Here is a 13,548-nt window from a genome sequence, read left to right as displayed (position 1 = left end):
CCGGTGAAGGCAATCAGACGGTTTACGGTTCGCACGGTTCTTCCGCACGCCCTGTCCGGGCTTGAAGAGCTTGCCTCAAATTTGCGATGGTCATGGCACGAGCCGACCCGCCAGTTCTTCCGTGAAATCGACCCTGCCCTCTGGGACGAGACGGGCCATGATCCGATCGGAATGCTCGGTGCCGTCGAACCCGCGAGACTCGACGAGCTCGCCGCAAACGCCGACTTCGTCGGCACCGCGAACGTCCTCCTCGACGGGCTGCACCAGTACCTGAGTGAGCCGCGCTGGTACCAGCAGCTGGAGTCGGCTCCGGCATCCATCGCTTACTTCTCGCCCGAATATGGAATCGCCGCGGCCCTGCCGCAATACTCGGGTGGGCTCGGCATTCTCGCCGGCGATCACCTGAAGAGCGCCTCCGACCTGGGTGTGCCGATCATCGGCGTCGGCCTGTTCTACCGGGCCGGGTACTTTCGGCAGGCTATTTCGCGCGAAGGATGGCAGCAGGAGACATATCCGGTGCTCGACCCCGATGGGTTGCCGCTGTCGATGCTGCGTCAACCCGACGGTCAACCCGCGCGGGTGACCCTCGCGTTGCCGGACGGGCGGGCGCTGTCGGCCGTTATCTGGGTGGCGCAGGTCGGTCGCATCCCGCTGCTTCTGCTCGATACCGATGTTTCGGAAAACAGCGACGAATTGCGATTCGTCACCGACCGACTGTACGGCGGTGGTGGAGAGCATCGGCTGATGCAGGAACTGCTGCTCGGCGTCGGCGGGGTGCGAGCAATCGGACTGTACACCGAGCTCACCGGCGCGCCGACCCCCGAAGTGTTCCACACCAACGAGGGTCATGCCGGCTTCCAGGCGCTTGAACGCATCAGCGACCTGATCGGTGAGGGCCTCGGGTTTGCGGATGCCCTGCAGGCTGTCCGCGCCGGTACGGTATTCACCACCCACACTCCGGTGCCCGCGGGCATCGACAGGTTCCCGGTCGGGACTATCGAGAAGTACTTCTCCACCGACCTGCTGCCCGGAGTTTCGGCATCGGATGTGCTGGCACTGGGAGTCGAGGACTACGACGGCGGAGACCCTGGCATGTTCAACATGGCCGTGATGGGACTTCGACTCGCCCAGCGCGCCAATGGGGTGTCGAAGCTGCACGGCGAGGTGTCGCGCGGCATGTTCGGCTCCCTCTGGCCCGGCTTTGACAACGCTGACGTGCCGATCGGCTCGGTCACCAACGGTGTGCATGCACCTACCTGGACCGATCCGCAGATGCTCGGGCTTGCGCACCAAAAGTTCGGCACAGTTGACACCACCGCGGTCGACTGGGCCTCTTCCGCGATCACCGACGAAGACCTGTGGGCGGTGCGGGGCCGGATGCGTGAGCAACTGGTGACGGATGCCCGTCGCCGCACTGCCGAGGCCTGGCAGGAGCAGAATCCGGGAGTGGGGGCACCCGCGTGGTTCTCGGAATTGCTCGACCCGCACGTTCTCACGATCGGGTTTGCGCGTCGCGTCCCGACCTATAAGCGCCTCACCCTGATGCTGCACGATCCGGAAAGGCTGCGCGCGCTGCTGCTGCACCCCGAGCGACCCGTTCAGCTTGTGATAGCTGGCAAGTCGCATCCCGCGGACGATGAAGGAAAACGCCTAATTCAAAAACTGGTCGAATTCAGCCAAGAGCCCGAGGTGCGAAAGCGCATCGTGTTCCTGCCGAACTACGACATTGCCATGGCGAAACTGCTCTACCCCGGCACCGACATCTGGCTGAACAACCCGCTGCGTCCGCTCGAGGCCTGCGGTACCTCGGGCATGAAGGCCGCGCTGAACGGTTCGCTGAACCTGTCGATCCTGGATGGCTGGTGGGCCGAATTCTATGATGAGGAGAACGGCTGGGCGATCCCTTCGGCAGATTCTGCTGGGGATGGCGCGGAGCGCGACAAGCTTGAGGCGAACAGCATGTACGACCTGATCGAGCACCAGATCGCGCCGAGGTTCTACGACCGCGGTGCCGACGGCGTACCCAGCCGCTGGGTTGACTCGATCCGCCACACGCTGGCAACCCTGTCTCCGGCGCTGTCGGCCGATCGCATGGTGCGCGAATACGTGGAGCGCCTGTACATCCCGGCAGCCGCCTCCAGTGCCACGATCAGCGCCAACGCGTACCAGCCCGCTCGGGATCTTGCGGCGTGGAAGTCGCGGATCACGACCGCCTGGCCGAGGGTACATGTCACCCACGTGGAATCCGGGGGAGTCGACACGGTTCCCCAGGTCGGTGACGAACTTCACCTGCGGGCCACAGTCGACACCGATGGGCTCGACGCGGCCGACCTCTCCGTGGAGGTGGTGTACGGGCGGGCCCGTGACGGCGACCACCTCGAGAACGTAAAGCATGCACCACTCGAGTTGATGCCGTCCGGCCCCGGCCAGCCGAAGGTGTTCGCCGGGACGGTGCCCCTGTCGCGAGCCGGGAGCTTCGGCTACACCGTGCGGGTTGTTCCGTGGCATCCACTGCTGGCATCGGCGTCTGAGCTGGGGCTGATCGCCGTCGCCGAATAGGGAGTGGTGGCCTAATCCGGCCGCGCCGGCGGGCTCAGTCGCGCCCGATCGCCGCCACCACTGCCCCGGTGACTCTCACCAGGTCGGCGGGGGCTAGCTCGATGTCGAAACCGCGCCGCCCGCCCGACACGAACACCGTGTCGTAGAGCTCTGCGGTCTCGTCGAGCACCGTGGGGTGAGTGATCTTCTGCCCGATCGGGCTAATACCGCCGACGATGTACCCGGTCTTTCGTTCGGCGACGTGCGGATCGGCCAGCACGGCCTTCTTTCCCTCCACGGCGGCGGCCAGCGCCTTGAGGTCGAGCCGGCCCGAGACCGGCACGATGGCGACGACGAGCTGGCCATCCACCTCAATCATCAGGGTCTTGAACACCTGGCCCGCATCGAGGTGCAGCGCGTCGGCCGCCTCCCGCCCGAAGTCGGTGGTGCCAGGGTCGTGCTGGTACTCGTGACCGATGAAGGGGATGCCTGCACTCGAGAGCGCTATCGTGGCCGGCGTCGCGCTCATCCCGGCGTCGCCTGCTGCGCCTGCATTATCCGCACGACGGCACCCTCAGTGCGCCCGGAACAGTTGCATCGACACTCCCGCTACGACCAGCTCGCCACCCGGTGCATGCTCGGTCATCGACTCGCTCGGGTCTTCGACCGCCGAGTCCCAGAGCAACAGGTAGCCGGTAACCCCAGCGTGCCGTGGCAGCGTCACCGTCACATCGTCCTCCAGCCCGTGCACGATCAGGAGGATGCGGTTGAACTCTTCGAACTCCGGTGTGGAGGCCGCGAGGTACTGCAGGGTGCGTTCGACCGGGGAATCCCAGTCCTGCTCTGACATCGACAGGCCCTCTTTGTTGTACCAGTCCATTTGGGTCGCCGACGGGATCGTTTCGCCCGCGATCCCGAAGCGCACTGGACGCAACGCCGGATTCTCGCCACGGAGCTGGATCAACTGGCGCGACACCTCCAGCAGCTCGTCCTGCCAGCCTTCCCGCTCCCACGGCAGCCAGGTGAGTTCGCTGTCCTGGTTGTAGGCGTTGTTGTTTCCGCGCTGGGTGCGGCCGAATTCGTCGCCCGCCGTCAGCATCGGTACCCCGGCCGACAGCAGCAGGGTGCCGAGCAGGTTGCGCATGGCCTTGCCGCGGGCATCCCGGATCGAATCGTCGTCCGTCGCACCCTCGACGCCGTAGTTGAACGAGTGGTTGTGGTCGGTGCCGTCCCTGTTTTTCTCGCCGTTGCCGAGGTTGTGCTTCTCGTTATACGAGGTCAGGTCGGCCATCGTGAAACCGTCGTGGGCGGTGATGAAATTGACGGAGGCCAGGGGTCCGCGCTCGTGGGCAAAGACGTGGGCCGACCCCGCGAGCCGTCTGGCGAGGGATCCGATGCCGTTGGGTGCAGAGCCGGTGGCCCGGGTTGCGCCAATATCGGTCAGCCAGAAGTCACGCATACGATCGCGGTAGCCGTCGTTCCATTCGCTCCACCCGGCGGGGAACTTCCCGACCTGCCAGCCGCCCATGCCGACGTCCCACGGCTCAGAGATGATCTTGGTTCCCGCGAGTTGCGGGTCGTCCCGAATCGCCAGCAGCAGCGGATGCTCAGGGTCGAAGTCGCCAGCATCGTTGCGGCCGAGGGTGGCCGCCAGGTCGAAGCGGAACCCGTCGATCTGCACGTCGTTCGCCCAGTAGCGCAGCGAGTCGAGGATGAGGCGCTGGGAGGCGGCGGTCGCGGTGTTCAGCGAATTGCCGCAGCCCGTGACATCCACATATCTGCCATCGGGGGTCTGGCGGTAGTAGTGGCGGTTATCGAGGCCTCGCAGACTCGTCGTGGGGCCGGTCATGCCCTCTTCGGCGGTGTGGTTGTACACCACATCGAGCACCACCTCGAGGCCCGCTTCGTGCAGCAGCTTGACCATGCCCTTGAACTCACGCAACACGGCGCCGGTTCCGCCGTGCTGGGCCGCGCGGCTCGCATAGCCGGCATGCGGGGTGAAAAAGTTGAGGGTGTTGTAGCCCCAGTAGTTGGTGAGCCCCTGCTTAATGAGGCGCTGCTCGCTGACGAACTGTTGCACGGGCAGCAGTTCGACGGCGGTGACTCCCAGGTCTTTCAGATACGCGATCGTCGTGTCGTGGGCGAGCCCGGCGTAGGTGCCTCTCAGGTGCTCGGGAACATCCGGGTTGAGCTTCGAGATGCCCTTGGTGTGCGCCTCGTATATGACCGTGTGGTCCATGCCGATGCGCGGCGGTGCCGAGTTGCCCCAGTCGAAGGTGTCCGGCTCCTGCACGTAGCCGCGCCAATCCCCGGTCTCGGCGCGGGCAAGCCCTCGAGCGTAAGGGTCGATCAGGTGCAGCGCAGGGTCGAAGGCGTGTCCCGGCGTCGTCGGGCCCGTCGCGCGCACCGAGTAACGCACCCCGGCAACCAGGTCGGTGGATGCCACGACCCACACATCCCCCTCGCTCCTGGTCATCGGCAGTCGCTGTGCGATCCAGTTGGCGTCGCGGTCGTCGAACAAGCACAGTTCCATCGCGGTCGCGCTGGCGGACCAGACCCGCAGTTCGCCACCCTTCGGGCCGAGGGTGACGCCGAGCTCGGCGAGTGAATCTGCTTCGGGCATGCGATCTAGAGTAATGAACGGGCGAGGCGCTCACGTACACGCTCGGGGAGGCAGGAATGGTCATTTATCTCGACCACGCAGCGACTACACCCATGCTCCCTGCCGTCGTCGAGGCGTACGCGGGCGCGCTGCCGGTGGTCGGAAACCCCTCGTCCATTCATTCGCAGGGCCAGAACGCGAAACGAATGCTGGAGGAGGCTCGCGAGGCCGTCGCGCTGTCCGTGGGTGCCGATTCGGTGGAGGTGACCTTCACCTCCGGCGGGACCGAAGCCATCAATCTGGCAATCAAGGGACTGTTCTGGGCACGCGCCCCGCGTAACCGAATTCTCGCCACTCGCGCCGAGCACCACGCCACCATTGACGCTCTCGAGTGGCTGCAGCAGCATGAGGGTGCTGTGATTGACTGGGTGCCCGTCTCTGACACAGGCCTTATCGACCTCGACTACCTCAACGCTGCCCTGAGCGACGACGTCGCCCTCGTGACCACCCTCTGGGCGAACAACGAGGTCGGAACCCTCCAGCCGGTGCGCGCTGTGGCCGACCTCGCCGCGGCGCACGGTGTTCCGGTTCATGCGGATGCGGTGTCGGCGTACGGCTATCTTCGACTCGACTTCCCGTCATCGGGGCTCGCGGCCCTGAGCATCTCGGCGCATAAGATCGGCGGGCCAGTGGGCATCGGCGCCCTCGTCATCGCGCGCTCGGCGACGGTCACCCCGCTGTTCCACGGCGGAAGCCAGCAGCGCGCCCGCTCCGGCACGATGGACGTCGCCGGATCCGTGGCGTTTGGCGCCGCGGCATCCATGATCGAATCGGATCAGTCTCGGCTTGTGGCCCTCCGTGACAGGCTCATCGACGGTGTCGCCGTCGCGGTTCCGTCGGCGATCCTCCGGGGAGATCCCATCCACAGGCTGCCTGGTAACGCCCACTTCACCTTTCCCGGGTGCGAGGGTGATTCACTGCTCTTTCTGCTGGATGTCGCGGGCTTCAGCGTCTCGACCGGATCCGCCTGCCAGGCCGGGGTTCCCGAGGCATCCCACGTGCTGCTCGCGATGGGTCTCGACGAGCCCACGGCGCGCGGAGCCCTGCGCATCACGCTAGGCCACGCCACGACCGTGGCCGAGGTGAACGCGTTCGTCGCCGCTTTGCCCGATGCCGTCGCCCGGGCCCGCGCCGCCGGTTACGCCGACCGTGAGCCGCACCTGGGCCACTGACCTGGCCCCGCCGACTTTCATTATTCAGGGGGTTGTGGTGGATGGAGTGACTGAAGTGACCCCGGCATCCACTCTGCTAACTCCAGTCACACACCCTCCTGAATGATGAAAGGTAAACTGGGGGGCGTGAAGGTTCTGGCGGCGATGAGTGGTGGGGTCGATTCCGCCGTTGCCGCCGCGCGGGCCGTCGACGCCGGCCACGAGGTAGTGGGCGTGCACCTTGCGCTCAGCCGCCAGCCCGGAACCCTGCGCACCGGCGCCCGCGGCTGCTGCACCATTGAAGACTCGATGGATGCCCAGCGCGCGGCCAATATCATCGGCATCCCGTACTACGTGTGGGACTTTTCGGAGCGATTCACACTCGATGTCGTCGACGACTTCGTGGCGGAGTACGCGGCCGGCCGAACCCCGAACCCATGTATGCGCTGCAACGAGCGGATCAAGTTCGCGGCGTTGCTCGAAAAAGCGGTCGCCCTGGGGTTCGATGCCGTGGCCACCGGCCACTACGCGAATATCGAGACCGACGCGGAGGGTAATCGCGAACTGCACCGCGCGAGCGCCTGGGCCAAAGATCAGTCCTACGTGCTCGGCGTGCTCACCACCGAGCAGCTTGCGCACAGCATGTTCCCGCTAGGGGCGACCCCGTCGAAGGCTGAGGTGCGCGCCGAAGCTGCCGAGCGTGGGTTCAGCGTGGCGTCGAAACCCGACTCCCACGACATCTGTTTCATCCCCGACGGTGATACCCGAGGTTGGCTCGCCGAGAGGGTGGGCGCCGAGCAGGGCGAGATCCTGGATCGCAGCGGCAGCGTGATCGGCAGGCACGAGGGTGCCCTCGCGTTCACGATCGGCCAGCGCAAGGGCATCAATGTCGGTTTTCCGACGGATGACGGCAAGCCGCGATTCGTGCTCGAGATCCGGCCGAAGTCCAATGAGGTCGTGGTGGGCCCGCGCGAGGCGCTCGCCCTGGGCGAGCTGGCGGGGTCGAAGTTCAGCTGGGCTGGGCGTGACCCCGTGGCATCCGGAATCATCGTCGAGGCCACCGACTCGTTCGAATGTCACGTTCAGATTCGTGCGCACGCCGACCCTGTGCCGGCGATGGCACAGCTGGTTCCGGATGCGGCCGGTGTCACCGAGCTCGTGATCAACCCGGTCGAGCCCATCATCGGCGTCTCGCCGGGCCAGACCGCGGTGCTGTATATCGGCACGAGGGTGCTCGGCCAGTGCACCATCGCGCGCACGGTGAGCGCGGTCGCGGCGCACGTCTGAGCGGCGCACCCCTGAACTGCGCACGCCTGAGCTGCCCGACTGAGCCGATCCGGCCGCGGGCATCAGGTCACGCTCCCACGCATGTCGGCTGGCAAACCTAAGCTTGGATGGTGGCCGAAAAAGAGATCCCCATCGCCGAGCACACCGATCCCGCCCTTATCGCGGCGAAAGCGGAGGTCGACACCCTGACAACGCGCATCCTCGAGCTGCGCGACGCATATTATGCGCGAGACGCCGAGCTGGTGCCAGACTCCGATTACGACGCGATGATCCGCCGCCTCGAAGAGCTGGAGCGCCTGTTCCCCGAGTTGCAGGGCCAAGACAGCCCGACCCAGACCGTGGGCGGTCGCGCCGCGAAACTGTTCGATCCCGTCACCCACGCCGAGCGCATGCTCAGTCTCGACAACGTCTTCTCGCTTGACGAGTTCGCCGCATGGGCCTCGAAGGTCGAGCGAGATTCCGGTCGCCGCGTCGACTACCTGTGCGAGTTGAAAATCGACGGGCTTGCGATCAACCTGCGCTATGAAAATGGTCGGCTGACCAGCGCCGCGACGCGCGGTGACGGGGTGGTAGGGGAGGACGTGACCGAGAATGTTGCCTTCGTCCCCGGTATTCCCTCACGGCTGGAGGGCGAAGGTCATCCGCCGCTGGTCGAGATCCGCGGTGAGATATTCTTCCCCGTCGTGTCGTTCCGCGAGTTGAACGCCGAACAGGCAGCCGCGGGCGAGAGGGTGTTCGCAAACCCGCGGAACGCGGCATCCGGTTCGCTCAGACAAAAGGCCGAAAGTAAGAATGCGGCCGGGCTCGACCTCATGCATCGCCGGCTGTCGAGGCTCAGGATGCTCGTGCACGGCATCGGCGCCTGGCCCAGCGCTGGCCCTTCCGGCCCACCCGTGGCCACCCAAAGCGCCATCTATGCGTTGCTGAAAACCTGGGGGCTGCCGACCAGCCCGTATTTCGAGGTGAAGAAGACGGCGGACGATGCCGCCCGATTCATCACGTATTACGGCGATCATCGCGACACCGTCGAGCACGAAATTGATGGGATTGTCGTCAAAGTCGACGAGTTGTATCTTCACGAAGAACTCGGTGCAACCTCGAGAGCACCGCGATGGGCGATCGCGTATAAGTATCCGCCCGAGCAGGTCAATACGCGCCTGCTCGACATCGTGGTGTCGGTGGGCCGCACCGGTCGCGCCACCCCGTTCGCGGTGATGGAACCGGCTCGGGTGGCGGGATCGGTCGTGCGGCAAGCCACCCTGCACAACCAGGATGTGGTGAAAGCCAAGGGTGTTCTCATTGGCGACATGGTGGTGTTGCGCAAGGCCGGCGATGTCATTCCCGAGGTGCTCGGCCCCGTTGTCGAACTGCGCGACGGCACCGAACGCGAGTTCGTGATGCCGACCCGGTGCCCAGAGTGTGACACGGCGCTTGGTCCCGCCAAGGAGGGCGACATCGACCTGCGCTGCCCCAATGCGCGCAGCTGCCCCGCGCAGGTTCGCGGCCGAGTCGAGCATGTGGGCAGCCGTGGCGCGCTCGACATCGAGGGCCTTGGCGAGGTAGGGGCTGCGGCTCTGACCCAGCCCGATTATCCGGATGCCCCGCCGCTGGTCACTGAAGCCGGACTGTTCTCGCTGACCCTGCCGCAGATCTTCGACATCAGGGTTCGCGTGCGTGACTCCGAGACAGGGCTGGTGAAACTGGGCGACGATGGGATAGAACGAACCGAAACCCCGTACCGCCGCAAGCGCGCAAAAAGGGACGGCGAGTTCACGGGGGAGAACGCGGAGTTCACCGGGGACGTCGACTTCGTGCCGTCCAGTGCTGCTACCAAACTGCTCAGCGAGATCGAACTCGCAAAGACGAAAGACCTGTGGCGTTTTCTCGTCGCTCTCAGCATTCGGCATGTCGGCCCGGTTGCCGCCAGGGCGCTCGCGGGCTACTTCGGTTCGATCGATGCGATCAGGGCGGCCGGTCGTGACGAACTCGCTTCGGTCGACGGCGTCGGCGGCATCATTGCCGATGCGGTGATCGCCTGGTTCCAGGTCGATTGGCATCTCGAGATCATCACGAAATGGGCGGACGCCGGCGTGCAGTTTGCGACTCCGGGCCATCCCGGCCCCGGGGCAGCCGCTGCCGCCGATGGCCCTCTCGCCGGGATTACTGTCGTCGCCACGGGCAGCCTTGACGGCTTCACGCGGGAGGGCGCGCTCGAGGCGATCATTGCGGCAGGGGGTAAGGCTGCGTCGAGCGTCAGCAAGAAGACGAATTTCGTGGCTGCGGGGCCCGGCGCCGGATCAAAGCTGGGCAGGGCGGAGGAACTCGGGGTTCGCATCATCGATGCGGCCCAGTTCGCGTTACTCCTGGCGGGGGGCCCGGAGGCGCTGGACTAGGAAATTCATCATCGAACAGCCGAATCTGGGGAGTTAACCGAGGTAAAGGCCAATATTGAGCCCGTTTCACGGCGGAATCAGGTGAACCTGCAAACGGGGTGGTCTAGCCCCTAATATTGGGGTTGCAAGGCCGCACGTCAGGAGGGCGTCGCGCGGCTACTGCAAACTGAGGGGAACACCCGACATTGCTGTTTGACATCGCAGCTTTCACCTCGGTGGCACTGGGACCTGTCGCCGAGGCATTCGGTGTGCATGAAATCTCCCGGTATTCCCTGGTGCAGTCGTGGGTCGCCAGCGGTCGCGACGTTCTCCCCAGCGAGGGATCACCGGCTGGCCTCCTCGGCATTCTTCCTATGGCCCCGCCGATTCCGGTGATCGGTCCCGCGCCCGTCACGCAGCCGAATGAGTTGGTCAAAGGCATCCGGTTGCTGCAGCAATTGTCGCTGCTGAAAGGTTCCGGTATCTCCGAGTACGTCACCGCGCATCCGGATGCCATCAACACGCTTCTCGCCAGCCCGCCACCGACGCGGGATGTCACCCTGTGGTGGTCGGCCCTCGATGCGCAGAGCCAGTCGGCACTTCGTCATTCGGCTCCCCAGCTCGTCGGGAACCTCGAGGGCGTTCCTTTCCGAGTTCGGGACGTCGCCAACCGGGGCATGCTCGATTCCACCATTCGTGACCTTGATCGATTGATTGGCAGTGACGCCGGGCGCTCGGTGGTCGAGAATGCCCGGCAACAGCTGAAGATGCTTCGCTCAATTTCGGTCGCCCTCGACGGCACTGGCGAAAACGTCGTGACAGGAAAACCCCTCCCGACCGCGGCCGTCGCTTCTGCGGATAAGTTGCGCCCGACGCTGCTGACCCTCGACGTGACCGGGCAGGGTCGCGCCGCCATCGTGTTGGGCGACCTGGCTACGGCTGATTACGTCAGCTTCCTCGTGCCCGGCATGTTTTTCACCATCGAGAACCAGATGGGCGACTGGGTCGGGGCTGCCGGCCGACTCTATGACCAGCAACTCAGTTGGCTCGACTATTTCGATTCGGCCAACGCGTCGACAGTCGGTGACGACGCGGCCGGCCCGAGCGTGGCGACGGTGGCATGGATCGGGTACCACACACCGAATCTGACCAACGTGGGTGGCATCCAGAATGCCGACGAAGGTCGGGACGCGCTGGCCTCCGCGATCATGGGCCTGCAGTCGATTCGCACCCACGACGAGCCCTACGTGACCGTGATCGCCCACTCGTACGGTTCGACGGCCGCGCTGATGGCGCTAACCGAGTATGACTTCGAGGTGGATGCGCTGGCAATGGTGGGCTCACCCGGAAGCCCCGCAAAGTCGGTCGCCGAGCTGCACGTTCGCAACGGCAACGTTTTCGTGGGGGAAGCCGCTTGGGATCCGATCCCCAATAGCTCCTACTTCGGTAGCGACCCAGGGTCGGCCAGTTATGGAGCCAGGGCTCTGGGAGTCACGGGCAATTCCGACTCGCTCGTGGGAGGCGCCCTGCTCGCCTCGACCGGGCATAACGAGTATTTCAGCCCCGGCACCGAATCGATGAGAAATTTTGCGCTAATTTCCATTGGTAAGGGGCAATTCGTTTCCGGCGGCGAACCGCCGATATCGGCGAGGGCAGTTGCACCACGAAGGTAGGCCCTTTCGGTCTGCCACGACGTCGGGCGCCGCAGGGTGGTCCGCGCTGTCCGAATAGACTGGGGCATCCCTGAAACTGTTTACGGAGCCGCATGCCTGACATCACCCCCGGCGCTAAGGGCGCAGCAATCACAACGGACGTGGTGTCGCATCTGGCGAACCTCGCTCGCATCGCGCTGACCCCGGACGAGATTGTCACCCTCGCCGGCGAGCTCGGCGTAATTGTCGACTCGGTGGCGAAAGTCAGCGAGGTTGCCACCGCGGATGTTACCGCGACGAGTCACCCCATCCCCCTGGTGAATGTATTCAGGCCGGATGTTGCGGGGCCGACCCTCACGACCGCCGAGGCCCTCGCCGGTGCGCCCGAGCACGATGGCAGCCGCTTCAAGGTGAGCGCCATCCTGGGCGAAGAGCAGTGACTAGCCGCCCGTACACCCTGCCCATCATTGCTACGGGGGCGTGCGCATGAGCGAACTCATCTACCTTTCTGCTTCCGCGCTGGCCGATAAGCTCTCCTCGGGCGAGGTCAGTTCGGTCGAGGCTACCCGGGCTCACCTTGATCGCATTTCCGCAGTCGACGGCGACGTGCACGCATTCCTCCATGTGAACTCCGAGGCCCTCGCCGCCGCTGAAGTCATCGATGAGCGTCGCGCGGCCGGCGAGAAGCTGGGCCCGCTGGCCGGGGTTCCGGTGGCCATCAAAGACGTGCTGTGCACGATGGGTATGCCCTCAACCGCGGGGTCGAAGATTCTCGAGGGATGGATCCCGCCGTACGATGCGACGCCGGTGGCGAAGCTGAAGACAGCCGGGCTCATCGCTCTCGGCAAGACCAACATGGACGAGTTCGCCATGGGTTCGTCGACAGAGCACTCCGCTTACGGGCCAACGAAAAACCCGTGGGATTTCTCGCGGATCCCGGGGGGCTCGGGCGGTGGGTCTGCGGCGGCGGTCGCGGCGTTCGAGGCGCCGCTGGCCCTGGGCTCCGACACGGGCGGTTCGATCCGTCAGCCGGCCGCCGTCACGGGTTCGGTCGGCGTCAAGCCGACCTATGGCGGTGTCTCCCGTTATGGCGCCATCGCGCTGGCGTCGTCGCTCGATCAGGTCGGCCCGGTCGCCCGAACCGTGCTCGATGCGGCCCTGCTACATGACGTGATCGGTGGTCATGACCCGCGCGACAGCACGTCCCTGACCGACGTGTGGCCGTCGTTCGCGGATGCCGCGCGCAGGGGTGCGAAGGCGGAAAATCTCAAGGGGCTGCGCGTGGGCGTAGTGAAAGAGTTAGATAGTCCCGGTTTCCAGCCCGGCGTTTCCCAGCGGTTCCACGAGGCGTTGGAACTGCTGACGGTTGCCGGTGCCGAGATCGTGGAGGTATCGGCGCCTCACTTCGAGTACGCCGTGGCTGCCTACTACGTGATCCTTCCGGCCGAGGCATCCAGCAATCTGGCGAAGTTCGATTCGGTGCGGTTCGGCATGCGCTCGAAGGTGAGCGGCACCGTCGAGGATGTGATGGCGGCGACCCGCGAGGCCGGATTCGGGCCCGAGGTGAAGAGGCGCATCATCCTGGGCACCTACGCGCTGTCTGCCGGATACTACGACGCCTACTACGGCAGTGCGCAGAAGGTGCGAACGCTGATCCAGCGCGACTTTGCTTCGGCTTTCGAGAAGGCAGATGTGCTTGTGTCGCCGTCGGCACCGACCACGGCATTCCCGTTTGGCGAGAAAGTCAACGACCCGATGGCGATGTATCTCAACGATGTGACGACCATCCCGGCGAACCTTGCCGGCGTTCCCGGCATGGGCCTGCCGATCGGGCTCGCTCCCGAAGACGGTCTGCCTGTCGGCTTCCAGATCATGGCGCCGGCGCG

At 65.3% G+C, this 13,548-nt stretch carries 9 protein-coding genes; 7 read left to right on the top strand and 2 right to left on the bottom strand.

Going from position 1 to position 13,548, the window contains the following annotated elements; translation table 11 throughout:
- Positions 1 to 3 precede the first annotated feature (3 nt).
- A complete protein-coding gene (gene glgP / locus RMN95_RS08880) occupies positions 4 to 2,559 on the top strand; it encodes an alpha-glucan family phosphorylase (RefSeq protein ID WP_309616572.1) in 2,556 nt (851 codons plus the stop codon).
- A 34-nt stretch (positions 2,560 to 2,593) separates the two neighbouring features.
- On the opposite strand, the gene ybaK is transcribed toward glgP, so the two are convergent.
- Complete coding sequence (ybaK, locus tag RMN95_RS08875) at positions 2,594 to 3,067, bottom strand: Cys-tRNA(Pro) deacylase (RefSeq protein WP_309616571.1); 474 nt, start codon at positions 3,065 to 3,067, stop codon at positions 2,594 to 2,596.
- Positions 3,068 to 3,112: 45 nt separating this feature from the next.
- Positions 3,113 to 5,161: a glycogen debranching protein GlgX gene (gene glgX, locus RMN95_RS08870; RefSeq protein ID WP_309616570.1), complete on the bottom strand. Its 2,049-nt coding sequence runs from the start codon at positions 5,159 to 5,161 to the stop codon at positions 3,113 to 3,115.
- Between the two features lie 56 nt (positions 5,162 to 5,217).
- On the opposite strand from glgX, the gene RMN95_RS08865 reads away from it, so the two are divergent.
- The 6 genes from RMN95_RS08865 to gatA form a co-directional block, all read left to right on the top strand.
- Entirely contained in the window at positions 5,218 to 6,372 is a 1,155-nt protein-coding gene (locus tag RMN95_RS08865) for a cysteine desulfurase family protein (protein ID WP_309616569.1), read from the top strand.
- Between the two features lie 126 nt (positions 6,373 to 6,498).
- Positions 6,499 to 7,638, top strand: a complete 1,140-nt coding sequence (gene mnmA / locus RMN95_RS08860) for a tRNA 2-thiouridine(34) synthase MnmA (RefSeq protein WP_309616568.1) — start codon at positions 6,499 to 6,501, stop codon at positions 7,636 to 7,638.
- A 110-nt stretch (positions 7,639 to 7,748) separates the two neighbouring features.
- Entirely contained in the window at positions 7,749 to 10,031 is a 2,283-nt protein-coding gene (gene ligA / locus RMN95_RS08855) for an NAD-dependent DNA ligase LigA (protein ID WP_309616567.1), read from the top strand.
- Between the two features lie 248 nt (positions 10,032 to 10,279).
- The gene (locus RMN95_RS08850; protein WP_309616566.1) at positions 10,280 to 11,683 is read left to right on the top strand and encodes an alpha/beta hydrolase; all 1,404 of its coding nucleotides are present in this window, start codon (positions 10,280 to 10,282) and stop codon (positions 11,681 to 11,683) included.
- A 92-nt stretch (positions 11,684 to 11,775) separates the two neighbouring features.
- Positions 11,776 to 12,102, top strand: coding sequence for an Asp-tRNA(Asn)/Glu-tRNA(Gln) amidotransferase subunit GatC (gatC, locus tag RMN95_RS08845; RefSeq protein ID WP_309616565.1), 327 nt, complete (start codon positions 11,776 to 11,778; stop codon positions 12,100 to 12,102).
- A gap of 46 nt (positions 12,103 to 12,148) precedes the next feature.
- A partial coding sequence (gene gatA / locus RMN95_RS08840; RefSeq protein ID WP_309616564.1) for an Asp-tRNA(Asn)/Glu-tRNA(Gln) amidotransferase subunit GatA occupies positions 12,149 to 13,548 on the top strand: 1,400 nt, incomplete at its 3' end.

It is taken from the genome of Salinibacterium sp. (assembly GCF_031364185.1).
In the GTDB taxonomy this organism is placed as follows: domain Bacteria; phylum Actinomycetota; class Actinomycetes; order Actinomycetales; family Microbacteriaceae; genus Rhodoglobus.
This window is presented reverse-complemented; position numbering and strand designations above follow the sequence as displayed.

Coding starts and splice junctions, on each gene's coding strand:
- gatC (WP_309616565.1), top strand. CDS start 11,776: ATGCCTGACATCACCCCCGGCGCTAAGGGCGCAGCAATCACAACGGAC.
- glgX (WP_309616570.1), bottom strand. CDS start 5,161: ATGCCCGAAGCAGATTCACTCGCCGAGCTCGGCGTCACCCTCGGCCCG.
- ybaK (WP_309616571.1), bottom strand. CDS start 3,067: ATGAGCGCGACGCCGGCCACGATAGCGCTCTCGAGTGCAGGCATCCCC.
- RMN95_RS08865 (WP_309616569.1), top strand. CDS start 5,218: ATGGTCATTTATCTCGACCACGCAGCGACTACACCCATGCTCCCTGCC.